Consider the following 25,739-nt stretch of genomic DNA (forward strand, 5'->3'; position numbering starts at 1 on the left):
CACTGATTCAAAGCTTCAAGAGACCTTAATTATTAAATTACATTAAACCGTATGAACTTGAATTATTGACAGAATGGTATAATTTTTAGTATCTTCTTAATTCCCGATGTGTGATTGTATTGTTATAACTGGATTACTAATTTTACTTAAGGATTTTTATGAATTATCAATTGAGTGAAGAGGAAAGGATGCTGCAGAAAACCGCGGCGGATTTTGCGAATAAGACCCTTGCCGCTGTAGCGGTGGAAAGCAATGAAAATGGCGAATTTCAGGATGATATATATAAACAGCTCGGGGAACTTGGATTTCTCGGGATGACCGTTCCCGAGAAATACGGAGGCGTAGATTTTGGAAATTTTTCTCTGACTCTTGCTATAGAGCAAATCAGTAAAGTATGCGCTTCCACAGCTGTTACCATGTCTGTTCATAATTCGTTGACAAACTGGGTTATTCTTAAATACGGAAGTGATGAAAGCCGCGAAAAATATCTGCCAAGACTGGCTTCAGGAGAAATTCTCGGAGCTTACGCCCTTACCGAACCAAATGCGGGGAGTGATATTGCGGGGATACAGACATCCGCGGTTCGCAAAGATAACGACTACATATTGAACGGTTCAAAATTGTTTGTCTCTACCGGCGATAAAGCGGGAGCTATAATTGTATTCGTGAGAACTGATCCCGATGACAGGAACCGCGGTTTGTCAGCTTTTATAGTAGAGCCCGGCTACCCCGGGTTTTCAATCGGAAAAGTAGAAAAGAAAATGGGGCTGAAGGCGTCTTCGACTGTTGAGCTTGTCTTCGAAGACTGCGTTGTCCCGGCCTCGAATCTTCTTTCTGAAGAAGGCAGAGGTATGGAGATTGCTCTAAGCGCGCTGGACGGAGGCAGGATTGGAATTGCCTCTCAATCCCTGGGAATAGGTCAGGCTGCTTTTGAGGAGGCAATAAAGTTCGCTGGAGCCAGGAAGCAGTTTGGAAAGAGGATTATTGATTTGCAGCCTACGAAATGGAAGTTAGCCGAGATCGCAACTAAACTTGAGGCCGCGCGTTTGCTTGTTTATTCTGCCTCAAAAAGACGTGATGCGGGTGATGCAAGCACTAAACAAGTATCGATGGCGAAGCTGTTTGCCACAAGAGCGGCTAATGAAATAGTCTATGATTCACTTCAGATTCATGGCGGAGTGGGGTATACTTCCGAGTTTCTGATTGAAAGACTTTACAGGGACGCGAGGGCGCTGGAGATCTATGAAGGAACTAGCGAGATTCAGAAGTTAGTAATATCCAGAGAGATCTTAAAAGAATACAGTCATATGTTATCCTAGATAATTTTATGATATGAATCCTGGAAGGAGGAAAAATTGAAAATTATAGTATTATTAAAACGTGTTCCGGACACTGAAGCGAAAATATTGATTAACAGCGAAGGTTCGGGAATTAACAAGGAAGGTGTCAAGTTTATAATCAACACTTATGACGAATATGCCATTGAAGAGGGCCTGCAGCTTAAGGAAAAAATAGGGGGAGAAAGCACTGTAACTGTAGTTTGCATGGGTCCGGAGGAATCAACCGAAATTATAAGAACGGCCCTTGCCATGGGAGCTGACAGGGCTGTTCATATTTGTGATCCCGCTCTTGAAAAACCGACTCCCGATGTGACATCCTCTGTTTTAGCCGCGGCTATTAAGGAAAACGGATTTGATATCATTTTCTGCGGAAAACAGGGGATAGACTACGATATGGCTCAGACACAGGCCTTTCTGGCTGAAAAGCTCGATATTCCGCAGGTTAATGTAATATCTGAATTTGAAATTTCAGAGGATAATAAGAAAGCTTTCCTGACGCGAAGCATTGAGGGCGCGGATGAGAAAGTTGAGGCCTCTCTTCCGGTGATTATATCCTGCGCGAAGGGGTTGAACGAACCTCGTTACGCTTCTCTTCCTGGAATCATGAAGGCCAAGAAGAAAGAGATAAGGAAAGTAACACTGGAGGATCTTGATCTTAGCGATATGTCTTTAGAAAATAAGAGCACTATTGTCAAGTGGCTGTCACAACCCAAGAGTGGTGAATGTAAGTTTATCGAGGGTGAAGAAGCGAGCGAAAAGGCGGCAGAGCTTGCCAGGGTATTACGTGAAGAAGCGAAAGTACTATAAAAATACGGGAAAATAGTATAGAGGAGGATATTTATAATGAATGATATTCTTGTTTTTGGAGAAATAAGGGACGGAAACCTCAAGAAGGTAATCAAAGAACTTATTACCGCCGGAAGGACCGTTGCCGAAGGAACGGGGGGGGCTATAGACGCCGTATTGATAGGCAAAGGCGCTTCCGAGCTTTCGAAGAATATATCCGAATTCGGGATAAGAAAAGCTGTATGCGTCGATGACGATCAAGTGGAAAAATACTCTACAGAGGGTTACGCTAAAGTTGTTTCTGACATGATAGAAGAAAACGGTTACGGGTATATTATCTCAGCCGCTACTGCCATGGGCAGGGATTTGAGCCCAAGAGTTGCCGCCCGCGTGGATGGTGTGATGTTCAGCGACTGTGTTGATTTGAGATTCGAGGATGGACGCTGCGTTGCTAAAAGGCCCGTTTATTCCGGAAAGCTTTTTGTTGAGATTGCTCCGGTCGGAGAGGTTCCGGTTTTTATCACAATAAGGCCTAACAATCTAACCCCGGCTGAAACTGACGGCGGTGAAACTGAGATAGTGACACGTACTTCGGGAGTTACTGAAGATATGATAAGAGCTCTGGCGACGGAGATCATCCCGATGGCTGGAGGAAGACCTGACATTACGGAAGCGGAAGTGATTATTGCCGGCGGAAGGGCTATGAAAGAGGAGTCGAATTTTGAGATCCTCGGAGAACTCGCCGATCTGCTGGGCGGAGCTGTCGGCGCTTCAAGAGCCGCTGTTGACGCTGGTTACGCTCCCCAACCCATTCAAGTAGGTCAGACAGGTAAGATCGTAAACCCGAAACTCTATATTGCCTGCGGGATTTCAGGAGCAATTCAGCATCTTGCCGGAATGAGAACGTCAAAAGTAATCGTGGCGATAAACAAGGATTCTAAGGCTCCTATATTTGAAAAAGCTCATTATGGAATTGTCGGAGATCTTTTTGAAGTTGTCCCTGTGCTTACTCAGGAGATAAAGAAGCTCCTGTAGATTTTTAGATGAGTTTTGTTAAAGGAACATACAGCTTGAAGGATAATCGGGCGGCAAGTGCCTTTTTAATTATATCATCTGTATGTACAAAATGTTTATCTGCCGGGTTGTTATTAAAGGAGAAGTTTTATGACCACTGAAGGCATTATTATGCTGATTACATTATCAGCTGTGCTGATCGCGTTTGGTTTTATTGTTTCTCGACTGATTAGAGCTCTCAGATTGGGCAGGCCGGAAGACAGATTCGACAATTTCGGCCAACGCTTAAAGTCGATTATTGTTTTTGTTGCCGGGCAGGCCCGCGTTCTTTCTCAGGCCTCGGGTATCGGCCATTTCTTCATATTCTGGGGGTTTATTTTTATTACTCTGGGTACCGGCGAACATATCCTGAATATGATAATCCCCTCTTTTAGTTACGAAGCCCTTTTCGGCTCCGGTGCGGCTGCCGTGATATCTTTCTGTCAGGATATACTGGCGTTTATAGTTCTCGGGGCGATCATCGTGTCTATTTTCAGACGGTTTGTTCTAAAACCTGTCCGCCTTGAGAGCGACGATCCAAAAACAGGCAGAGAAGCGGTATTTATCCTTACCTTGATTTTTATTCTGATAATTCTCATGTACGGACTCAAAGGAGCGGGTATTATCCAGGGTGAAGTAGACGGTTCTTCAGCGCCAATTTCCAATGTTGCCGCCAATATCATAGAGAGTAACGGAATAAGAGCCGATATCGCGGAATCAGTGTTCGCGTGGTTTCATCACTTGATCGTTTTCTTCTTTCTGTTATATATTCCTTTTTCAAAGCATATTCATATTCTCGGAGCTATCCCGAATGTTTTTTTCAGGAATCTCGGTTTACCCGGAACATTAACCAGTATGGATTTCGAAGATGAAACAGCTCTGAAATTCGGCAATTCCGTCCTGACCGACTTTTCCTGGAAGCAGCTTCTTGACCTTTATGCCTGCACCGAATGCGGAAGATGCCAGGCGGCCTGCCCTGCGTATCTTACAGATAAACCCTTAACCCCTTATGGAATGATACATAACCTCAGGGGGCATTTTATGGAACAGATGGGCGGCCTTTTGTCCGGTAACGATAAGGATTCGGAAGAAAAGCAGATTGTTCCCGGCCAGGTATCAAAGGATGAACTCTGGGCTTGCACAACGTGCGGAGCGTGTCTTCAGGAATGTCCTCCTTTTATCGAGCATGTTCAGAAAATAGTAGATCTGAGAAGATATTTGGTTTTAACAGAAGCTGATTTTCCGCCTGAAGTCCAACCGGTTTTTAAAAACATGGAGGTAAATTACAATCCGTGGTCATTCGGTTACGCCGACAGAGCAAATTGGGCGGCAGACCTTGATGTGCCTATAGCTTCGGAAAAGAAGAACTTTGATATATTATTCTGGGTAGGATGCGCCGGCTCGTTTGACGACAGGGGCAAGACGATAGCGAGATCTGTAGTGCGACTGCTTGAGAGGGCGGGAATTGACTACGCCATTTTAGGCACTGAGGAAAAATGCTGCGGCGACTCCGCGAGGAGATTGGGTAACGAGTATCTCGCGCAGATGCTTATTGAATCGAATATAGAGGTCATGAAAAACTATGAATTCAATAGAATATTGACCATTTGTCCCCATGGGCTTAATTCCTTCAGGGCGGACTACCCTCAAGCGGGATATTCAAAACCTGTCGTCCATCACGCTGAATTTCTTCTCGAGCTTGCCCGGGCCGGGAAACTTAAGTTCGCGGCCGCTAAAGATATAAAAGGGATTTATCATGACCCGTGTTATCTTGGAAGGTATAATGATATTATTTCAGAACCCCGCGAGCTGATTTCACAAATAGAAGGAGTCGATCTGTCTGAGTTTGACAGGCACGGGAAACGAAGTTTCTGCTGTGGAGCTGGAGGCGGAAGGATGTGGCTGGAGGAGACAATCGGAGATAAAATAAACGAAACAAGAGTCAAGGAGGCTCTTAAAACAGATATAGATCAGATATATACCGCCTGCCCCTTCTGCATGACGATGTTTGAGGACGGATTGAAGGCGCTGGAAAATGAAAAGGTGGAAGTAAAAGATATTTCAGAGTTGCTTCTTGAAGCTTCAAGTGAAAAGCAATAAGTTGCACTAGAGATTTCAGAACCGCTTGGAAAGGGAAACGGAAATAAGCGTTATTGAGAAATCATCTTCCTTCCCCGTATGAGTCTCAGGATCGTGTATTATAAGCATATCCGGCAATTTGATCTTTAACGGATAGAATGGAATCTCTTAAGCGCCTCATCTTTCCAGGACGGATCACGCGCCGCCTTTTTGAACTTATCTTTGGCTCTGGCAGGGAAACCGTCTTTGAAAAGGGCTGTTCCCCAGTAGAAATAAAGCCCTCCCGAATCCGGGAATTCCCTTACACCCCTCCGAATGACCGAGTAGGCGCGGTCTGTTTTTCCTGTTTTGATAAGTAGCCGGCAGAGAGTATTATAGGCCTTCTTTCTCTCGTTTGTTCCGCGCGAATCATTTATTGAGAGCCCATCTTCGAAAAATTTAATGGCTGAAGTATAATTGCCGAGTTTCCGGTGGACTGCCGCAAGGCATAAATTTGCGTGAGAGCTGTTTCGCGTTCCAAGTGCCTTTCTGTAATGCTCAAGAGCTTTCGCGTACCTCTTTCTGCTGTAATTGATATATCCTAAATAAATATGTGCTGAATAATTTCCCTTGTCTTTCCTCAGTGTTTTTTCAAACGCCTTTTTTGCTTCTGAATATCTGCCCTGCCCGTAATACAATTTTCCCAGAAGAAGATCCGCCTCTTTCAGCCCATTTGCTTTAAGCAGATATTTTTCAGCCTCCGCTTTATATCCGAGACGGAAATCCGCCCGTCCGAGCATCAGGTAGTGTCTTCTGTCAGCGACGCCTTTCTTCTCAAGCTTACGCATACGGGATCGAAGCTGTGACCAGTCTTCGGTATATCTTAGTGTTTTGCTTGTTTCATAAGCAGCGTCCGGGTCGTAAGGGTTCAGTCTGTAAACTCTTTCCCAGAGCGTGAATGATTCATCCTCTTTACCGAGGTTAGAATAGATTTTAGCCAGCAATCTTAGCGCTTCTATGTTTTCAGGGTGAGAATCGATGAGTTCTTCGAGCATCGAGGCCGCTTTCTTCAAGTTGCCGGCTGCGGCGGTTTGATTTGCGTCAACTAATACTATTTCCGGGGGACGTTTCTGCGTTGTCTTAGCGGTATCTGCGGGTTTTTCCGCGGCTGGATGCCGGCCCTGGGGACCAGCGCATCCGGCAAAAAAGGCAACTGTTATAATTATAATAACGAGAGAGTACCTGAATTGCGGCATAATCTGCTTCCTTTCCGTTTTTTAATCCCTTCTCTAAAAAATAAATATGGTAAACGGTTTCCGCGCAAGCTTTAATTATCCATATAGTAAAGCTTGATTTCTGATTTTATTGATAGGTTTTATTCTTGGTACTGGAAAAAATTTGTATAATATGATTATATTAAACCGTAAATGCTGCGTTTATTTCTCGGAAGATGTCGGAAGATGAAAGTTTGAGGGTGAGCTGAAAGTTATAAATTTTAAGTGCTCCCGCCGGAGGGCAAACTATAAATGATGTGGATGTGAATGTTTCTGTTCTTACAGATAGACAGTGAGGTTGTAAAATGTCGATTATGATGCTGAAGAAACAAAGAGTTGTTTTATTATCTGTTTTCTTCCTTATCTTTTCCCTTCTTGTTTCCTGTTCAAAGAAGGATAGTAGCCGGAGGGCTGATTTGAAGGGAAGAACCGATCTTACGGTTCTTTTTACAAGTGGTTTGCATGGAAAGATCAGATCATGCGGTTGCGCTGTAATCGACATGGGCGGTCTTGGGCGTATGGCTACTTATGTTAAGAGGACTAAGAGAAAAACAGATAATCTTATTTTCTTAAGCTGCGGCGATGATTTCAGCCTTGATTTATCCTTTTCGATGGATAAAGCGGATTTATTAATGGAGTGTTATGAATTAATGGGACTCGATGTTTTTACTACCGGGGAGATAGAATATATTTTCGGTTTGGATTATTTAATTGATATTGACGAGCTGTTCTCCTTTGATTTTGTCGTTTCCAATCTCGTTTATTCTGAGAATAGAGAAAGGGTCTTCAAGCCCGCTTATTTGATAAAGGAGCTTGATACCGGGCTCAGGGTGGGGATAACCGGCCTTCTGGATGATTCTGTGCGCTTCCCTGATTATATAGATCGTTCTAAATTCAGGCTTGAACCGGCCGTGGATACCCTAAAGGCAGTGGCTGAAAGGATGAAAGACGAGGCGGATTTACTTATAGTGCTTTCTCATATGGAGTTGGACGCAACCAGGAGGGTTCTCAGCGAAGTACCTCTGTTTGACATTGCCGTTACCGGACACGGGAGTCAGAGGATCGATAAAATCGAGAGAGTAGGTGAAACGTTACTCTTAGGTGTGGGGGGGGACGGTAAATATATCGGGAAACTGGATCTTGAAATTTCCAGAAAGGGAGAAATCGAATACTCATCTGTAAAACTGGTTCCTTTGGAAAAAAATATACCGATTCATAATGGTGTCAAAAGGGTGTTCCGCAGCCACGGCATCGAGCTGACAGACAAAGAAGACAGCAAGAAAAGTTATTGATAACCGGGAAAGGGTAAAGAAGGGTGATTAGGCAAGTTATTTTAGATCCATCCGTAACTCTGCCACTTTAACTTTGCTGTTGACATTGTTGTTAAAGCATATTAATTTCCATTGGAGAAAACTGTTAGTGTATGGTATAAAATTATAAGTAGATAGAGAAACGAGTTATTCGATTTTTACAAAGGAGAGGTCGATGTCTAAGTTTTTTTCCTTTTCCATGATTATTGTTTTAACTGTCAGTATTTTTGCCGGTTGCGGAGGAGAGCTTGAGGAAACTTATACTCAGGTAAGTTTAAGGGAAGCGAATTTCGCCGGAATCAAGAGTCCGGGCTATAAGTTCAGTTTTGATACTCCCCATTTCATAGCGTCTAAGGATGACGCGGCTCTCGTACGTGAAGGGAATCTGCTTGATTTTTTCACTGGCGATAAACTCGGCAGTGAGATAGAAGCTTTAAAGGGCAAGAATTACAGCGTCGGTGTTACCAAGAGATTTAACCCCGTAGTTCATTACAAAGTGGATTTTATTGTCGTTGGACAGGACACTTCTTTTGTTGACGCCCCGGCGGGCAACCCTCTTCCTAATATAGTCAAGGGTTTTGATGATTCCCCTTATGAAGAGATAACACTCGATGGTTTAACCTATAATACTCGTACAACAAAGGAAATAATAGACACAAAATTCAAGATAGACAAAGCCCCTGTAACTTATGAGGAAGTCAGCTACGACGGTGAACCTGAGATGGCTTTTCTGCTGAACCTGAAGAATGTAAGTTTTATTGTTGATTCACCGAATGAGGATACGGCCTTTATTCTCAGGGCTCTGATGAATGAAAATCATTATTTTAAGGGTGGAGTCAGTTTCGGCAGCAGGCCGACGGCTGCAACCCGAAATTACAGAAGAATCAATCATATTGGAGGCAAAGTTACCGTTGAGTATATAGAATACGCTGGTAAGTTCATATCTACCATCTAATATACGACAGGATTGATTTTGTATTTTAGTTTTTTATCAAGTGCGGTTTCTTAAGCCGCACTTTTTTTATGATTGTTTGAGTATGGCGGGTTGTATTGGCGCTTAAAAGTTTGATATTACTTGACTGTTAGGTTTTTCGTGGAGTAGTTTAGTGTAAGGGGTTACCCCGGTTTTTTTAAGTGGAGGAAGAATGGGTTTGATATTAAATGTTGGCGATGATGTAGAAAAAATAATGGCTGTATCTAAGAAAGTTGTCAGAACCTTTTCCGGAGGTGAGTTTTTTCTCTTTCAGTTCACTGATAAAGATGGAGTGCTGAAGGGAGTTATGTGGGATCCTCCCAGTGGAAGTGACGCTATCAGGGCCGGGGATGTTGTACGGGTCAGCGGAACGATACAGGATTACAAGGGGAGTATCCAGATCAAGGTTTATGATATCGAGAAACTGGAGAGCGCTGAATACGACCCGGCTATGTTCTTGCCCTCTTCGTCGAAACCGGTTGATGAAATTTATTCAGAAATTCAGCGGATTATTTCTAATGTTGATAATAAATATTTAAAACTCCTCCTTGAGAAGATTTTTGACAACGGCAGTTTCAGAGAAAGGCTTATAAGCGCGCCCGCGGCTAAAGGGTGGCATCATGCTTATATCGGCGGTTTAGTTGAGCACATATACGATATGTTACAGATGGCCATTAAGGCGGCCGGCATATATCCGCAAGTTGATGATGATTTGCTGATTGCGGGTGTGATTCTTCATGATCTCGGGAAACTGCAGGAACTCAAAGTTACAAACCATATTGAATATTCAGACAGGGGCAGGCTTCTTGGTCATATAACACTTGGGGTTGAGTTTCTGAATGAATATATACGGGGTATTGAGGGTTTTCCCGATGACCTTGAGATGAAAATCAAGCATATGATACTCAGTCATCATGGGAAATTGGAACATGGTTCACCCGTCAGACCGATGACTGTTGAGGCATTGCTGTTGAGCTATATTGATAATATGGACGCGCAGGTGCGGGGAACCCTGAATATCTTTGAAGATCATAATAAAGAGGACGGCAATTGGACTGAGTATGTAAGACTGCTGGACAGGTTTTTTTATTACGACAAAGAAGAAACAGATTGATATGTAGATAACTGGAGAAGTGATGCTGAGTTTTCCCACGTGGGTAGAAATCGATCTTGACGCGTTCAAATGGAACCTTGAGAGAATCCGTGATATTCTTCCCGGCAGTGTAAATATTATGCTGGTCGTCAAGGCTGACGCGTACGGCCACGGAGCTGTCCGGATTTCTAAGTTTGCCTCCGGGTGTGGAGTAAATATGCTTGGAGTAGCTACTATTGGTGAGGGTGTGCAGCTTCGTGAAGCTGGAATTAAGCTGCCAATTCTGATTATAAGTCCTATTCTCAAAGATCAGATAGGAAGGTTGATTGAATATGATCTTTCCGCTTCATTGTCAACTTATGAGTTTGCGAGAGCCGCCTCCAAAATGGCAATCAGTACCTGCAAAAAGTGCAGTGTTCATATTGAAGTTGATACAGGTATGGGAAGAGCGGGGTTGTCTGTGGCAAAAGTATCTGACTATGTGTTGAAGATCAGTAAACTCGAAGGCCTTGTAATGGACGGGTTATTTACCCATTTCCCTGCAGCTGACAGTGATGTTGAGTATACAAGGGATCAGATAAATTTATTCTCTGAAATTGTGGAGCATTTAAAAAGTAAAGAAGTTACGTTTAAATATATTCACAGCGCCAACAGCGCGGCCATAATTAATTTCCCCGAATCTCATTTCAATATGGTCAGACCGGGCCTTTTGGCTTACGGGCATACACCCTCTGTTGATTTAAGGGACAAAATTGATATTCGCCCCGTAATGAATTTCAAAACTAAACTTCTGCTCGCGAGAAAAGTTCTCTCGGGGGAGAGTATAAGCTATGGCAGAACTTATATTACCCAAAAGCCCACCATCATTGGAACCATTGCGGCGGGTTACGGTCATGGCATGAGTCACAGACTTTCAAACAAAGGGGAAGTTCTTTTTCGAGGAAGAAGGGTCCCGATCGTGGGAAGAGTTACGATGGATATGACTATGGTTGATCTATACGGTTTTGAAGATCCGCGGGTTGGTGAGGAGGTTGTAATTTTTGGAAGGCAGGGAGATGAAGAAATTACCGTTGACGAAACAGCCCAGTGGGATGGCACTTTAAATTACGAAGTGATGTGTCGAATCAACAAAAGGGTAGTCCGGGTCTATATTAAAAGTGGTAAAATCGACACATTGAAGAATCTTCAGGGGCTTCATAAGAATATCTGATTATTTATCAAGTAAATTGAAAAGGGAATAATATGGAAAATATAAAATTGCACAGATTGATAGATCACACACTATTAAAGCCTGAGGCGAATGAAAATGATATTATAAGATTGTGTGATGAAGCAAAGAAATATAATTTTTGGTCTGTCTGTGTGAATACACATTACGTTCCTCTAGTTAAATCACAGGTTAAAGGAACCGGTATTAAGGTTTGTTCTATTTCAGGGTTTCCCCTCGGCGCTGTTAATTCTCTTGTAAAGGCTTTTGAAGCGGAAAGAGCTGTCTCTGACGGAGCGGATGAAATAGACATGGTGTTGAATATTGGCGCCCTTAAATCCGGTAGGGAAAAGTACGCGCGTGATGATATTAAAAAAGTAGTTAAAGCCTGCGCCGGCGAAGCTGTTGTTAAGGTAATAATAGAAGCGGCGCTTCTCTCTGAAGAGGAAAAACGCCAAGCCTGCCTGATTGCGGTAGACGGGGGAGCTTCTTTTGTGAAAACTTCGACGGGGTTTGGACCGCCCGGGGCAAACGTTCATGACGTTAAGATAATGCGTGAAACTGTCGGAGATGGCTTTGGTGTCAAGGCCTCCGCTGGAATCAGAACGGCCGGAAAAGCTTTGGAACTTATAGAAGCGGGGGCTACTAGAATAGGCGCGAGCGCCGGTGTAAAGATTATAGAGGAATTCAGAGCCGGAGATTTTTAGAATCGCCCGCGTATTAGCAAGGAAACCCCTTTTCCCTTTGCTTTTCCGGCCGGATTTAATTCCATAACGATTATAGGCAGTCAGATTTGGCAGGTGTCAATTTTCTTGAAAAGCCTTATCCATCTCCGGGAATTCTTTATCGCTGTTTAAATTGTATTTACTTATGCTGTGAAGGTCACACTTTCGCTTTGGCTCAGTCCCCTTTAGAAACAGTTCACGCCGCACATTTTTACAATAGGGAGTTGCCAGCAGCCCCGTATCTTCACATATTATTGTTTCAGTAATGCCGGGGGGCTGTTTGAATTCGGGCCCTCTGTTAAGCGGATACGCGGCTTTCATTATATCGACCCATATTGGAAGCGCTACTCTTGCTCCTGTTCTTCTCCTTCCCATGAATTTCTTTTTATCGAATCCTGTCCAGACTCCCACAACAATCTCGGGAGTATATCCCAGAAACCACCCGTTTCCGCAGTCGTCCGTAGTGCCGGTTTTCCCCGCGCACGGGATGCCGAGTCCCGATCGTCTGACATTTTTGCCCGTCCCTTCATTTATTACGGACTTAAGCATATCTGTAGCGATATAGGCGATTTCAGGAGAAAGAACTTCTCTTCGGCTCGGGTAATTTTCTTCGAGTACATTGCCGTCCCGGTCTTCTATCTTCAGAATAGCCAGAGGTTCTGAATGAATTCCTTCAGCGGCAAGAACGCCGTAGGCGGTTGTTAGTTCCATGAGTGAGACATCCTCTGTTCCAAGTGCCAGCGAATAGTATGGATGAATCGGGCTGTTTATTCCCATACTCTTCGCGGTATTTACTACAGAGGGCGCGCCAATTTTTTTTAAGAGTTTTATGGTTGGGACATTTATCGAATGGTCAAGGGCATACCTGAGTGATACGGCGCCGTGGAATTTCTCCGAGAAATTTCTAGGTTTCCAGACTTCCCCGTTGGGCATTTCTATTACAAGAGGAGAATCGAGAAGCATATCGGAAGGTCTATAACCGTTTTGGAGCGCCGTAATATAGGTGAATATTTTAAAAGCTGATCCCGGTTGTTTTTTTGCCTGGGTAACTCTGTTCCACTTACTTTCCTGAAAGCTTCTTCCGCCGACCATAACAAGGATATGTCCGTTATTAGGATTCATAGCTAGCGCGGCTGATTGAATATAAGTAGGTTCGATTTCCGAGCCGGCGGCCAGAGAATCCAGATATACCTCGCGGGTAATTTCGTAGCCCGCTTCCTCTTCCATATCCCTCAAGAAGGATTCAAGGCTGTCTTCGGCGGCTCTCTGGAGCTTAGTATTCAGTGTAGTATAGACCGTAAAACCTTCACGGTACACTGCCCGGTCTCCATATTTTGTCGAGAGTTTTGATTTTATATACCTTGTAAAATATGAGGCAAGCTCAGAGTCAGATTCCTTCTTGTTGTCGATATCGAGGGGAAGGTTTTTCAGGGAATTGTGTTGTTCTTTAGTGATTATTTCATTAGCCGCCATCAGATTCAGAACGGTATTTCTTCTCCTGACTGCTCTGCCCGGGTGTCTAAAAGGATTATATCCGGCCGGGTTCTTCTGAAGGCCCGCCAGGAGAGCGATCTGGTTGAGATTAAGCTCATCTAGGGGTTTACCGAAGAACTCCCTGGAAGCGGCTTCTACGCCGTAACTCCCGCCTCCGAAATAGATCTGGTTTAAGTACATCTGAAGAATTTCATTTTTGGTGTATGTGCGTTCAATCCTGAGAGCAAGCAGTATTTCTTTGATTTTTCTGGGAAACGTGCGCTCTTTCGTCAGAAATAAATCCCTCGCGAGCTGCTGCGTGATTGTGCTGGCGCCTTGGCTTAAGCTTCTGCTTTTTACGTCTTCCCAGGCCGCGGACATAATACGAATAAAGTCGATTCCAAAGTGATTGTAGAATCTGTGATCTTCAACGGCTATGAATGTTTTTTTTACCTTTTCCGGTATATCTTCTATTGAAGTAAGTATTCGGTCCTGTGTATAAAACTCCTTGAGAACCGTGGAATCGGCGGCAAGAATCTTTGTTTTAACGGCCGGTTCAATCATTTCAAGGCGTGCCATAGACGGCAGGTCTCTCGAAAACCATTTCAGCGCGGCCGCGGAAAATCCTATAACTGCTATGCCGCCTATTATAATTATCTTAAATATTATGTGCCGGAAGTTACTCTTGTTATTTTTTCCCACAGCAAAACCGTCCTCGTTATAATATTGTTCGAATATTTCACACTCGAAAGTATAGGTTAATAGTAATATCTTTTCATTATAAATAAAACAGAACATTTTTTTGAATTTAAAATTTAATCATTAAAAACTAAAAAAAAGAAGATTATTATTTAAATCATTTGACATACATATGATTATGAATTATATAGTCTCGAGTGCGAGATCAGTTTTTGTAATTTGCCTCAAGAAGTTGTGTAAAATATATTTATTAGAGGTTGACAAAAGCTGATTTCTTCGATATATTTTGGTTTAGAATAGATTTTCCATAAATATGGAATATGCTCTTTGACAAAGGAATAGCGTGCAATAAACGACCTAAATGTGGGCTCTAAGATCCATTTGGATTGAAGAGTGAGTCAATGAAAACAGGAGCATCGCTTTGGCGGTGTTCTTTAGATTTTTTTACAACGGAGAGTTCGATCCTGGCTCAGAATGAACGCTGGCGGCGTGGATTAGGCATGCAAGTCGAACGTGAAAACGGTTTTTAATCGTGAGTAAAGTGGCGAATGGGTGAGTAACGCGTGGGGAACCTGCCCTTTGAGCGTGGAATAACATTTCTAACGAGATGCTAATACCGCATAATATTACAGGACGCATGTTCTGTAATCAAAGACAGCCTCTATTTATAAGCTGTCACTCAAGGATGGTCCCGCGTCCAATTAGCTAGTTGGTAGAGTAACGGCCTACCAAGGCGACGATTGGTAGCCGGCCTGAGAGGGTGTCCGGCCACACTGGGACTGAGACACGGCCCAGACTCCTACGGGAGGCAGCAGTCGAGAAGCTTCGGCAATGGGGGAAACCCTGACCGAGCGACGCCGCGTGGGTGATGAAGTCTTTCGAGATGTAAAGCCCTGTCATACGGGATGAAAAATTGATTGGTTAATTACCTTTTGATCTGACAGTACCGTAAGAGGAAGCTCCGGCTAACTCCGTGCCAGCAGCCGCGGTAATACGGAGGGAGCGAGCGTTATTCGGATTTACTGGGCGTAAAGGGTGCGTAGGCGGTCTTGAAAGTCAGAGGTGAAATCTAGCGGCTTAACCGCTAAATTGCCTTTGAAACTACTTGACTTGAGGATAGGAGAGGAAAGCGGAATTCTTGGTGTAGCGGTGAAATGCGTGGATATCAAGAAGAACACCGGTGGTGAAAGCGGCTTTCTAGCCTGTATCTGACGCTGATGAACGAAAGCTAGGGTAGCAAACGGGATTAGATACCCCGGTAGTCCTAGCTATAAACGATGGGCACTAGGTGTGGGAGGTATCGACCCCTTCCGTGCCGGAGTTAATGCATTAAGTGCCCCGCCTGGGGAGTACGATCGCAAGGTTGAAACTCAAAGGAATTGACGGGGGCCCGCACAAGCGGTGGAGCATGTGGTTTAATTCGATGATACGCGAAGAACCTTACCGGGGCTTGACATGTAAATGACCGGTATCGAAAGATACTTTCTCCTTCGGGAGCAATTACACAGGTGCTGCATGGCTGTCGTCAGCTCGTGTCGTGAGATGTTGGGTTAAGTCCCACAACGAGCGCAACCCTTGTCCTTAGTTGCCAACAGGTAATGCTGGGAACTCTAAGGAGACTGCCGGTGATAAACCGGAGGAAGGTGGGGATGACGTCAAGTCCTCATGGCCCTTACGTCCCGGGCTACACACGTGCTACAATGGCAGGTACAGAGGGTAGCAATACCGAGAGGTGGAGCGAATCCCAGAAAACCTGTCTCAGTACGGATTGCAGTCTGCAACTCGACTGCATGAAGGTGGAATCGCTAGTAATCGCGGATCAGCAGGCCGCGGTGAATACGTTCCCGGGCCTTGTACACACCGCCCGTCAAGCGATAGAAGCCGGGGGTACCCGAAGTCGGTGACCTAACTTCGGAAGGAACCGCCTAAGGTAAAACTGGTGACTGGCGCTAAGTCGTAACAAGGTAGCCGTATCGGAAGGTGCGGCTGGATCACCTCCTTTCTTAAGGAAATCAAGGACTTTGCCGATATCACTTTCGTGATTGAGGCAAAGATCACAGGTCGAACCATATTACGGAAGTTTTGAGCACGCTATTTCCTTTTATTAAGGGCCTATAGCTCAGTTGGTTAGAGCGCACGCCTGATAAGCGTGAGGTCGCTAGTTCAACTCTAGCTAGGCCCACCATAAGGATATTTGGAATAAGGCTGCTGGGGAAGTAGCTCAGCTGGGAGAGCGTCGCCCTTGCACGGCGAAGGTCGCCGGTTCGATCCCGGTCTTCTCCACTGGTGATAGAATTCTGGTAAATACCAGATTGATCTTTGAAAACAGAAACAGGGTAAAGCGGTAAACGTGGATCTTTGTAATGTTGGTAATGTTGCAATGAAATTTCGAGTGATGTGTCCGGATTAAGCTACAAGTTAAAGGGCACATGGTGGATGCCTTGGTGCTGATAGGCGATGAAGGACGTGGCAAGCTGCGATAAGCTTCGGGGAGCTGCAAATAAGCGTTGATCCGGAGATTTCCGAATGGGGCAACCCGGTACGGTAAACCCGATCATCTCTTGGCTGAACACATAGGCTTGGAGAAGCGAACGAAGTGAACTGAAACATCTCAGTAACTTCAGGAAAAGAAAGAAAATCGATTTCCTTAGTAGCGGCGAGCGAAAGGGAAACAGCCTAAACCGAATTGTGTGTTAAAGCCTGCATGCTTTGCGCGATCGGTGTTGCGGGATTCAATCGTAACCGAATGCAGAGAGGTTAAACAGGTTACAAACTTGTTTCTTAGCTGAATCACCTGGAAAGGTGAATCATAGATGGTGATAATCCAGTAAGCGAAAAGAAACGAGCCTGTTAGATTGTATTCCCAAGTACCGCGGGACACGAGAAATCTTGTGGGAATTTGTGAAGACCACTTCATAAGGCTAAATACTCATCAGCGACCGATAGTGAACTAGTACCGTGAGGGAAAGGTGAAAAGAACCCCTGAAGGGGAGTGAAATAGTACCTGAAACCATTTACTTACAAGCAGTAGGAGGTCGATGCCTTGCGGATTGACTGACTGCGTGCCTTTTGCATAATGATCCGGCGAGTTACTGTGCGTTGCGAGGTTAAGGGGAAAAGGTCACGAAGCCGAAGCGAAAGCGAGTCTTAATAGGGCGATAAGTTGCGTATAGTAGACCCGAAACCGGGTGAGCTACCCATGGCCAGGGTGAAGCGCGAGTAAAATTGCGTGAAGGTCCGAACCGTAGAAGGATGAAAACTTCCCGGATGAGCTGTGGGTAGGGGTGAAAGGCCAAACAAACCTGGAGATAGCTGGTTCTCCCCGAAATAGTTTTAGGACTAGCCTTGTATGATGAATAGTGGAGGTAGAGCACTGGTTGGACTAGGGAGCCTACAAGGTTACCGAACCCACTCAAACTCCAAATGCCACTACTTTCAGTACAGGAGTCAGGCTGTGGGGGATAAGCTCCATAGCCGAGAGGGAAACAACCCAGACCATCAGTTAAGGTCCCTAAATACAGACTAAGTGATAAAGGAAGTGATTTTGCCCAGACAACCAGGATGTTGGCTTAGAAGCAGCCATTCATTTAAAGAGTGCGTAACAGCTCACTGGTCGAGTGGTTGTGCGCCGAAAATGTAACGGGGCTCAAGCTCGTCACCGAAGCTACGGATCTGCACATTCGGGTAGTCGGTAGGGGAGCGTTGCCATGCAGGTTGAAGCTGTATCGCGAGGTACGGTGGAGCGATATGGAAGTGATTATGCCGGAATGAGTAGCGATAAAACAGGTGAGAAACCTGTTCACCGAAAGCCCAAGGTTTCCTGAGGAAGGCTAATCCGCTCAGGGTAAGTCGGCCCCTAAGCTGAGGTCGAAAGGCGTAGGCGATGGACAACAGGCGAAAGATTCCTGTACCATCTGTGAGGCGTTTGAGCGATGGGGTGACGCAGAAGTGAAAGGCCAGCCGGCTGATGGAAATGCCGGTCCAAGCGTGTAGGAGGTAGTCGTAGGCAAATCCGCGGTACCTTAACTCTGAGGCGTGATGGGGAGCGCATATCGGTAGCGAACTGGCCCGATACCATACTGCCAAGAAAAGCCTCTAAGCGAGATCGATGGATGACCGTACCGTAAACCGACACAGGTAGGCGAGGAGAGAATCCTAAGGCGCTCGAGAGAACTCTCGTTAAGGAACTCGGCAAATTGACCCCGTAACTTCGGGAGAAGGGGTGCCTCTAATCGGCAAATCCACTTGCTGAGTGAGCCGGAGAGGTCGCAGAGAATAGGCCCAGGCGACTGTTTACCAAAAACACAGGTCTCTGCTAAGTCGTAAGACGATGTATAGGGACTGACGCCTGCCCGGTGCTGGAAGGTTAAGGGGAAGTGTTAGCGCTTCAGGAGCGAAGCTCTGAACCGAAGCCCCAGTAAACGGCGGCCGTAACTATAACGGTCCTAAGGTAGCGAAATTCCTTGTCGGGTAAGTTCCGACCTGCACGAATGGCGTAACGATTTGGGCGCTGTCTCAACGAGGGACTCGGTGAAATTGCAGTATCGGTGAAGATGCCGGTTACCCGCGACTGGACGGAAAGACCCCGTGCACCTTTACTGCAGCTTGGCATTGGGTTTTGGTAGACCATGTACAGGATAGGTGGGAGGCTTAGAAGTCGGGACGCCAGTTTCGGTGGAGCCATCCTTGGAATACCACCCTTGGTATGTCGGAATTCTAACCTCGACCCGTGAATCCGGGTAGAGGACAGTGTCAGGTGGGCAGTTTGACTGGGGCGGTCGCCTCCTAAAAGGTAACGGAGGCGCCCAAAGGTTCCCTCAGCGCGGTTGGTGATCGTGCGTAGAGTGTAAAGGCATAAGGGAGCTTGACTGCGAGAGAGACAAGTCGAGCAGGTGCGAAAGCAGGGCTTAGTGATCCGGCGGTCCCGAGTGGAAGGGCCGTCGCTCAACGGATAAAAGGTACTCCGGGGATAACAGGCTTATCTCCCCCAAGAGTCCACATCGACGGGGAGGTTTGGCACCTCGATGTCGGCTCATCGCATCCTGGGGCTGGAGCAGGTCCCAAGGGTTCGGCTGTTCGCCGATTAAAGCGGTACGTGAGCTGGGTTCAGAACGTCGTGAGACAGTTCGGTCCCTATCCGTCGCGGGCGTAGGAAATTTGAGGGGAGCTGCCCTTAGTACGAGAGGACCGGGGTGGACGAACCTCTAGTGTACCAGTTGTCTCGCCAGAGGCATTGCTGGGTAGCTATGTTCGGAAGGGATAACCGCTGAAAGCATCTAAGCGGGAAGCCCCTCCCAAGATAAAACTTCCCGTAACACAAGTTACTTGAAGGTCCCTCGGAGATTACGAGGTTGATAGGCCAGAGGTGTAAGCATGGTAACATGTTCAGCCGACTGGTACTAATAGACCGTAAGGCTTAACCATTATTAATTGAGCGAAGATGCTGATTAGCTTTCCCTGTTTCTGTTTAATTTATTAAGTACGGTTTTTTTAGAACCGGACACTGTTTATTCGGTGGCGATAGCGAAGGGGAAACACCCGTTCCCATCTCGAACACGGAAGTTAAGCCCTTCAGCGCTGATGGTACTGTAGGGGCAACCCTATGGGAGAGTAGGTCGCTGCCGGTTTAATTAAAGGCTGCTCATTTATTTGAGCGGCCTTTTTTATATCTATATTTAATTAAAGATAAAAATTTATTTATCTGAAAGAGTGTTAAAATCTCTTAGAGAATTATTAGGAATATGCCGCGGTTATTTGATTACGCGGGATGGAGAGATTCTGTACAGGTCGGGCATTGTAACATTGTCAACCATATATATGACAAATTATGCATACTTCTTAATTTTATGTGGAATTGATAAAAATCGAAGAAATTCCAAAAGGATTATTGTATTGACTGACATTTAAAATGTATGATAGCTTCTTGAACAATAATGATATGATTTTACGGTAACAAAAAAGTGATTTTAATCATACAAATTCTGATAAGTCGTAAGGAGTATCAATGAAGAAGGCATTTTCTTTCATATCAATTATATTATTTCTCTTTGCGGGCGTTAGCTTAAGCGCTCAGGAGCCGGTTAATCCGGAAAATTTTCCTGACAGTGTTAAACAGAAATTAGATAACCTGCCGAAAGATAAAAGGCAGAAGTTAATAGAAGAACAAAAGGGTAAAGATCAACCTAAAAAGGTCAAGAACGATTCGCTGGATCAGGTACCTCCGGAGACAGATTTTGAAAAATACGGCTATTATACAGATATCGGTGAGGTTTTTTCCAGTCTGCCTGTCTTCGGGAATGCTGTTTTCAGGAAGGGTTCCGGCAGTTTTTCAAACGCCGGTTCTTTTTCTGTCCCCGAAGATTATATTCTCGGTCCCGGCGATAAGATAACCCTTAATATCTGGGGGAAAAGGGAAGAGTCTTTCACGCTTAAGATAAACTATGAAGGGAATGTATTTATCCCGCAAATAGGCGCCGTTAATCTCAGAGGCAGGACTCTTTCTGACTCAAAAAAATTGCTCAAGAATAAAATCAGTAAAACCTACTCAGATTCTAACGTTTACCTCTCACTTTCAAATCCAAAACTGATATATCTTTCAGTTAACGGAGAAGCAAATAACCCGGGACAGTTTAATCTTCCGCCTGTTTCGAATATTATCCAGGCGATCTCATACGCGGGCGGGATTAGCGACAAGGGCTCGATGAGGAACATTCATCTTGTAAGAAACAAGAAAGTAATCAGCATAGACATATATCCCTTTCTGTTATCAGGAGACTGGGAAAACAGAATTTTATCGCCGAACGATGTGATCTACATCCCGATGGCTGAAAAGAAAGTGGCGATTCTCGGGAATGTAAAAAGAAACGCCGTATATGAATTAAAAGATAACGAGGGTTTAAAAGAGCTGATTGAATTCTCAGGGGGGTTCACGGCGGATGCCGACCCCGGCAGAATCCAGATCGACAGGATTATCAAGGCCCAAGAGCGAATAACGGGTATGCCCGAGAGAGAAATCTTAAATGTCGACTATGAAGCTCTAAAAAAGAAAAATACGAATTTTATCTTGCAGAACTCGGATGTTGTTACAGTATTTCAAGTCTCCGGTCTGATCAATAATTATGTTAAAATAAGGGGCGCTGTATTCAAGCCGGGCACATATTCTATTAAGTCCGCGATGAGCTTAAATGAATTAATAACCAAAGCGGGGGGTATTTTTGACGATGCGTACAGAAAAAGATGTGATATCTTAAGGACCTATCCGGATAGTACCAAAGAAATTTATGATGTAAATTTGGCGGAAATAGTAAAGGAAAACATTAATTTTGAACTCCAGAAACTAGATGAAGTAACTATTTATTCTGTTTTGGATTTTAAGGATACACTCTCTGTTTCAATCAGCGGGGCTGTGAGAAAACCGGGCGAGTATCTCTTTACAGAGGATATGAATCTGGAAGATCTTGTTACAGGCGGTGGCGGTTTTAAATATTCGGCTGATTCAACCTGGGTTGAAATATCCAGATTAAGGGAAATTACTCCTAAGAGCGACACACTTTGGAATGTCTTCCGAGTTGATTTAAAGGATAATAACGAACAATTTCCTCTGCAAGAGTTTGACAGGGTCTATGTTAGAGAACAACCTGAGTTTAGATTACAGGAGACTGTAACAATAGAAGGAGAGGTTAAATATCCGGGGAAATATTCTTTGATTACCGACAATGATAATATATTCACCTTGATCGAAAGAGCGGGAGGTTTTACAGACAGGGCTTTTGAAAAGGGTATTATGCTTCTTCGCCCGTCTCTGAGAAGGAATTTTTCAGACGAAGAGATTAGAGGCATTATTAATAATGCATATGAAATGGAGCAGGATACCACAAGTGCGGTAGTTGAATTCGCCAAGAAGTACGGCGTTGTGAAGTTTAACGATATAAATTTCCAGAGGATAAACGTCGATTTCGAAGAAGTCCTAGATGATGAACGGGAGGTAACCCTCAAGAACGCTGATATAATAAATGTCCCCGAGAAAACAGACGAGGTCTTTGTTCTGGGCGCGGTACCCAGAAATGGGACTTATAAAGTTAAAAAAGGAGAAGATTATAAATATTATATCAAATCAGCGGGCGGGCTGAATGAAAATGCCGACGATGAGAAGATATCGATACTCAAATACAACGGTCTTGTATATTCTGAAGACTTAGGAGATGTCCCTATTGAAAGCGGCGATTATATAATTATACCAAAGGAACTAAAGAAGCCGAGCACTCTCTGGAAGGATTTAAACAATATTTTTTCAGTAGTAGGCACAATTGTAACGAGCACCTATATAATATATCAGATATCTCAATAAATAACCGTATGCAGAAAGAAAGGCTGATGTGGAAGAGAAAGAGATTAACCTGCTTGATTACTGGAATATAATCTGGAAGCATAAGAAGTTTATCATAATTTCTGTTACTGTTGTTACGCTTCTGGCGCTGATTATCAGTTTAATCCTGCCGAAATGGTATAGAGCTACCGCCGTTATTATGCCGCCTGCTGAAGAAGAGAGCGGTTTAGGAGCCATCGCCGGGAAAAAGCTGGGAGGTGGCCTTGGCGGTATGCTGGGCGGCAATGAAAGTCAGATGAGACTGCTAACGATACTAAAGAGCAAGTCGGTGCTGAAGGCGTTAGATGAAGAGTTCGATTTACAGAACAAGTGGAATAAAAAGTTTAAATTTCAAACCTATGAAAAAATAAAATCCAATTTGAATATCAATCTTGGCGAAGAGTCTCAAATCAATATTTCAATGCTGGATAAAGATCAGGATCAAGTGGCGGACATGGTAAATCATGTTGTTCATTGCCTTGACAGTTTAAATATCGCCATGTCTACAAGTAAGGGAAAGAGTAACCGGATATTTATTGAAAACAGAATGCGGACAGTGCGGGACAGCTTGACTGCTGTTGAAAACAGAATCAGCGATTTTATGGAGAATAACAGCATTATTGCCATGGAAGGTCAATTAACTGCACAGGTAGAGAAAGCCGCTGATATGAAAGCAGAGATTATGGCGAAGGAAGTTGAGCTTAGTGTAATGAAGACAAGAACAACTTCCAGCCGGGCAATCGCCAATGCAGAAGTTGATTTAAAGATCCTGAAGGATAAATACGATGAATTATTTCAGAATTCCGGCTCGGCCGGGGCTTTTATAAACTTAGATGATGTGCCCGACATTCAGAAGAAATACTCGAGACTAAAGAGAAATGCAGTTTATTTTACAAAAGTTTTAGAATATCTCGGGCCTCAATACGAACAGGCAAAAATACAGGAAATGAAAGATGTGCCTACTATTCAGGTGATTGACAGAGCTACGAGGCCGGAATGGAAGATTAAGCCGAAGAGGGCCTACATTGTTATTTTGGCGATGATCGCTAGTTTTCTGATTACTAATTTCCTCGTTTTATTTTCTGCTTTTATAAAGTATGCAAAGAATAATTAAATAACTTAAAACCAGTATATTACAAATAGAAGATATGTGGGAATTGGAATTTTACTTGAAAACAGAAATTGAATAGACATTTCACAAAATATGAATTCTCTTAAAAATATTTTTCAATATTTAGATTAATATTAAGACTCCTATGGAAAATAAATTAAATAATCTTTCAATTGAAAATATATTTTCCCGGAGATTTGTAGTTATCTCTATAATTGTGGCAGTATTCTTTTTTCTATATACTGAGTATTGGGCCTTTTCAAAAATCGGATTTGTTTTATCAATTTTAATATTTTTGATAATAGCGTTTATTTCTTTAAAGGATTTTTCAAAAGCACTTTCGCTGGCATTATGTTCTATGTTTCTCTCTTCCCCATTTCCGAGAAATCTTCTTTCATTCATAACTGCTGGAATGGAAGAGCAAATAGCATTTTTTTCAATAAGTACTACGCAAATTTTAGGGATTTCACTCCCGCAATGGATATTTTTATGGTTTGGAATAGTTGCATTGATAAAATATATCCATAATAGTGGGAGATTAATTCTTTTTAAAGATACAAAAAAACTAATAAGCTTATCCTTTGGTGTAGTAATTTTAATGTATCTAGCGACATTATTAGATACGATATTTTTCAGGGATGTTTTTAGTGTTAAGCAGTTTATCTCTGATCATAGATTCTTTGTTATTTTAATTAGTTCATTAATCGCCGGAAATTATTTTGTAAGGGTTAATAAAAACCCAATCTATACATTCGCGAGAGATATTATTTTTATAGGATTAACTTCCGGATTTAAAACAATCTTTTTTATGGTAAATGATAGTATTAACCATATGCAAGGTATGAGCTTTGCCGCACAACCTTATCTGATATGGCCTTTATTTTTTGTTGTATTTTATATTTTTAGTAAAAAACTAAAGTATTTTCAAATAATATTGCTTTTATTGGTAGTATTCATGGGGGGGGTCAGCATAAGTAGAGGTAATCTCTTATTATTTGCATTTGACTTGATGATTTTTATTTTTCTAATAATCAGTAGTATGAAACAGAGGAAATTATTAATTAAAAGAATAAATGTATTAATAATTCTTTTGATAATAATAATTTTGATTCCGCCTGTCTTACTATATCATTATAACGAAACTGCTTATCTTTTCTTGAATTATAAAATCGATTTTTTTACAAAAGAGTTATGGTCCGGTCATATTTCCCATTCTCCTGCGGTTAGGATTTTAGAATTTAAAAATATATCTAAAGAAGCAGGTGATCTTATCTATCCATTATTTATTGGTAAGGGATTCGGAGGCTATTTTACATATAAAAATTTTCCGACTGATTTTAAGCTTGGTTTATCCGACTATGCAATAAATGATCTGGTACAACAAAAGTATTTTCATCCTCATACTTTCATTAATTTTTATTTATTAAAAGGGGGGATGATGTTGATATTGTTTTATTTATTTATTATTATTTATATGTTATTAAAGGGTATAAACTTAATAAATTCAAAAGATGTTTCATCAAAAACAATTGCACTATTTGCATGTTTTTATTTTGTATTCGCCTTAAATATGTTTTGGCGCCCACTTTATATATTCCTGTTTGGAATTCTAGTTAATGTACTTATTGAAATTGGAGATAAAGAGAACACACAATATAAAGAGTTTGAAAGTGGATAAGAAAGACTTAAAAAAATGTTATTTTTATAGTGTAAAGTAGACCCTATTTTCAGGACCACTTTCCTTCGGAGTTTCCCCATTTTTTTATGTATCCAAGAGAGGTAGTTACGATTTTTCCACAACCAAGCCGTCCATCCGGCAAAAAAGGCCTCTTATATCTCTCCAGAAGGGCATAGTGCCTGAAATCAGGAATACTAAAAAATCTCTTTGCTTCTTTGAGACCATGGTGAACAAGAACCCTAAGCCTTACGCTATCCCCCAAGTGAACACCGGCAAAATACATAGCACAAAATGTCATCAACATCATATTCTGCAGGCCTCTGTATTTCACAAGCCGTATGTTTTGAACCTCCCCCGTTTTCTTGGACACTTAGAAAAGCTATGTTAAATTAGATGTAGTTGGAGGTGGCGGGTGGAAAAGCAGAAGAAGCTACAGCAAGGAATTTAAGATAGAAGCTGTAAGATTGGTAACAGAAGAAGGTAACCAAATGGTTACTGTGGCAAAAGAACTGGGGATTCATCCGACAAAGCGCTCATGATGTGAACAAACATGATCTGTTTTTCCTCCACAATTCCTGCAAACAAAAATGTATC

The 25,739-nt window shown here is 43.2% G+C and carries 16 protein-coding genes, 2 tRNA genes and 3 rRNA genes; 17 read left to right on the plus strand and 4 right to left on the minus strand.

Features of this window, described 5'->3' with window-relative positions:
- Positions 1–158 precede the first annotated feature (158 nt).
- The 4 genes from U5O15_10535 to U5O15_10550 all read left to right on the plus strand — a co-directional run bounded on the left by U5O15_10535 (position 159) and on the right by U5O15_10550 (position 5,279).
- Positions 159–1,319: an acyl-CoA dehydrogenase family protein gene (locus tag U5O15_10535; protein ID MDZ7861080.1), complete on the plus strand. Its 1,161-nt coding sequence runs from the start codon at positions 159–161 to the stop codon at positions 1,317–1,319.
- A 36-nt stretch (positions 1,320–1,355) separates the two neighbouring features.
- Positions 1,356–2,147: an electron transfer flavoprotein subunit beta/FixA family protein gene (locus tag U5O15_10540; GenBank protein ID MDZ7861081.1), complete on the plus strand. Its 792-nt coding sequence runs from the start codon at positions 1,356–1,358 to the stop codon at positions 2,145–2,147.
- Between the two features lie 36 nt (positions 2,148–2,183).
- Entirely contained in the window at positions 2,184–3,161 is a 978-nt protein-coding gene (locus U5O15_10545) for an electron transfer flavoprotein subunit alpha/FixB family protein (GenBank protein MDZ7861082.1), read from the plus strand.
- Positions 3,162–3,290: 129 nt separating this feature from the next.
- Complete coding sequence (locus tag U5O15_10550; protein ID MDZ7861083.1) at positions 3,291–5,279, plus strand: (Fe-S)-binding protein; 1,989 nt, start codon at positions 3,291–3,293, stop codon at positions 5,277–5,279.
- Between the two features lie 125 nt (positions 5,280–5,404).
- Here U5O15_10550 and U5O15_10555 read toward each other — a convergent pair whose 3' ends face one another.
- Complete coding sequence (locus U5O15_10555; protein MDZ7861084.1) at positions 5,405–6,493, minus strand: tetratricopeptide repeat protein; 1,089 nt, start codon at positions 6,491–6,493, stop codon at positions 5,405–5,407.
- Between the two features lie 323 nt (positions 6,494–6,816).
- Here U5O15_10555 and U5O15_10560 point away from each other — a divergent pair, with 323 nt between their 5' ends.
- From U5O15_10560 to deoC, 5 genes are all read left to right on the plus strand, one after another.
- Positions 6,817–7,803 (plus strand): hypothetical protein, encoded by a 987-nt coding sequence (locus U5O15_10560; GenBank protein ID MDZ7861085.1) that lies wholly within the window; start codon positions 6,817–6,819, stop codon positions 7,801–7,803.
- Positions 7,804–7,996: 193 nt separating this feature from the next.
- Positions 7,997–8,776 (plus strand): hypothetical protein, encoded by a 780-nt coding sequence (locus U5O15_10565; GenBank protein ID MDZ7861086.1) that lies wholly within the window; start codon positions 7,997–7,999, stop codon positions 8,774–8,776.
- A 190-nt stretch (positions 8,777–8,966) separates the two neighbouring features.
- The gene (locus U5O15_10570; GenBank protein MDZ7861087.1) at positions 8,967–9,908 is read left to right on the plus strand and encodes an HD domain-containing protein; all 942 of its coding nucleotides are present in this window, start codon (positions 8,967–8,969) and stop codon (positions 9,906–9,908) included.
- A 22-nt stretch (positions 9,909–9,930) separates the two neighbouring features.
- The gene (alr, locus tag U5O15_10575; protein ID MDZ7861088.1) at positions 9,931–11,097 is read left to right on the plus strand and encodes an alanine racemase; all 1,167 of its coding nucleotides are present in this window, start codon (positions 9,931–9,933) and stop codon (positions 11,095–11,097) included.
- 32 nt (positions 11,098–11,129) lie between these two features.
- The gene (deoC, locus tag U5O15_10580; protein MDZ7861089.1) at positions 11,130–11,801 is read left to right on the plus strand and encodes a deoxyribose-phosphate aldolase; all 672 of its coding nucleotides are present in this window, start codon (positions 11,130–11,132) and stop codon (positions 11,799–11,801) included.
- A gap of 96 nt (positions 11,802–11,897) precedes the next feature.
- Here deoC and U5O15_10585 read toward each other — a convergent pair whose 3' ends face one another.
- Positions 11,898–14,090 (minus strand): PBP1A family penicillin-binding protein, encoded by a 2,193-nt coding sequence (locus tag U5O15_10585; protein MDZ7861090.1) that lies wholly within the window; start codon positions 14,088–14,090, stop codon positions 11,898–11,900.
- A 347-nt stretch (positions 14,091–14,437) separates the two neighbouring features.
- Between U5O15_10585 and U5O15_10590 the strand changes: the two genes are divergently transcribed.
- From U5O15_10590 to U5O15_10620, 7 genes are all read left to right on the plus strand, one after another.
- Positions 14,438–15,993, plus strand: a 16S ribosomal RNA gene (locus tag U5O15_10590).
- Positions 15,994–16,099: 106 nt separating this feature from the next.
- Positions 16,100–16,176 (plus strand) — tRNA-Ile (locus U5O15_10595).
- A 25-nt stretch (positions 16,177–16,201) separates the two neighbouring features.
- A tRNA-Ala gene (locus tag U5O15_10600) sits at positions 16,202–16,274 on the plus strand.
- Between the two features lie 121 nt (positions 16,275–16,395).
- Positions 16,396–19,415: ribosomal RNA gene (locus U5O15_10605) — 23S ribosomal RNA — on the plus strand.
- An 86-nt stretch (positions 19,416–19,501) separates the two neighbouring features.
- Positions 19,502–19,618 (plus strand): 5S ribosomal RNA (gene rrf / locus U5O15_10610).
- The 16S, 23S and 5S rRNA genes sit together here with 2 tRNA genes alongside, the layout of an rRNA operon.
- A 377-nt stretch (positions 19,619–19,995) precedes the next feature.
- Complete coding sequence (locus tag U5O15_10615; GenBank protein ID MDZ7861091.1) at positions 19,996–22,338, plus strand: SLBB domain-containing protein; 2,343 nt, start codon at positions 19,996–19,998, stop codon at positions 22,336–22,338.
- A 28-nt stretch (positions 22,339–22,366) separates the two neighbouring features.
- Positions 22,367–23,470 (plus strand): Wzz/FepE/Etk N-terminal domain-containing protein, encoded by a 1,104-nt coding sequence (locus tag U5O15_10620; protein ID MDZ7861092.1) that lies wholly within the window; start codon positions 22,367–22,369, stop codon positions 23,468–23,470.
- Positions 23,471–23,590: 120 nt separating this feature from the next.
- Here the strand turns inward: U5O15_10620 and U5O15_10625 are convergent, their stop codons facing one another.
- Positions 23,591–23,869, minus strand: a complete 279-nt coding sequence (locus U5O15_10625; GenBank protein MDZ7861093.1) for a hypothetical protein — start codon at positions 23,867–23,869, stop codon at positions 23,591–23,593.
- Between the two features lie 10 nt (positions 23,870–23,879).
- Here U5O15_10625 and U5O15_10630 point away from each other — a divergent pair, with 10 nt between their 5' ends.
- Entirely contained in the window at positions 23,880–25,145 is a 1,266-nt protein-coding gene (locus U5O15_10630; protein ID MDZ7861094.1) for a hypothetical protein, read from the plus strand.
- Between the two features lie 49 nt (positions 25,146–25,194).
- On the opposite strand, the gene U5O15_10635 is transcribed toward U5O15_10630, so the two are convergent.
- Positions 25,195–25,515, minus strand: coding sequence for a hypothetical protein (locus tag U5O15_10635; GenBank protein MDZ7861095.1), 321 nt, complete (start codon positions 25,513–25,515; stop codon positions 25,195–25,197).
- Between the last annotated feature and the right edge of the window lie 224 nt (positions 25,516–25,739).

Source organism: Candidatus Krumholzibacteriota bacterium, from assembly GCA_034520215.1.
In the GTDB taxonomy this organism is placed as follows: domain Bacteria; phylum Krumholzibacteriota; class Krumholzibacteriia; order Krumholzibacteriales; family WJIX01; genus JAGHBT01.

Coding starts and splice junctions, on each gene's coding strand:
- U5O15_10535 (MDZ7861080.1), top strand. CDS start 159: ATGAATTATCAATTGAGTGAAGAGGAAAGGATGCTGCAGAAAACCGCG.
- U5O15_10545 (MDZ7861082.1), top strand. CDS start 2,184: ATGAATGATATTCTTGTTTTTGGAGAAATAAGGGACGGAAACCTCAAG.
- U5O15_10550 (MDZ7861083.1), top strand. CDS start 3,291: ATGACCACTGAAGGCATTATTATGCTGATTACATTATCAGCTGTGCTG.
- U5O15_10555 (MDZ7861084.1), bottom strand. CDS start 6,493: ATGCCGCAATTCAGGTACTCTCTCGTTATTATAATTATAACAGTTGCC.
- U5O15_10560 (MDZ7861085.1), top strand. CDS start 6,817: ATGTCGATTATGATGCTGAAGAAACAAAGAGTTGTTTTATTATCTGTT.
- U5O15_10565 (MDZ7861086.1), top strand. CDS start 7,997: ATGTCTAAGTTTTTTTCCTTTTCCATGATTATTGTTTTAACTGTCAGT.
- U5O15_10570 (MDZ7861087.1), top strand. CDS start 8,967: ATGGGTTTGATATTAAATGTTGGCGATGATGTAGAAAAAATAATGGCT.
- alr (MDZ7861088.1), top strand. CDS start 9,931: ATGCTGAGTTTTCCCACGTGGGTAGAAATCGATCTTGACGCGTTCAAA.
- deoC (MDZ7861089.1), top strand. CDS start 11,130: ATGGAAAATATAAAATTGCACAGATTGATAGATCACACACTATTAAAG.
- U5O15_10585 (MDZ7861090.1), bottom strand. CDS start 14,090: ATGTTCTGTTTTATTTATAATGAAAAGATATTACTATTAACCTATACT.
- U5O15_10615 (MDZ7861091.1), top strand. CDS start 19,996: ATGAAGAAGGCATTTTCTTTCATATCAATTATATTATTTCTCTTTGCG.
- U5O15_10625 (MDZ7861093.1), bottom strand. CDS start 23,869: ATGAATGAAAGAAGATTTCTCGGAAATGGGGAAGAGAGAAACATAGAA.
- U5O15_10630 (MDZ7861094.1), top strand. CDS start 23,880: ATGGAAGAGCAAATAGCATTTTTTTCAATAAGTACTACGCAAATTTTA.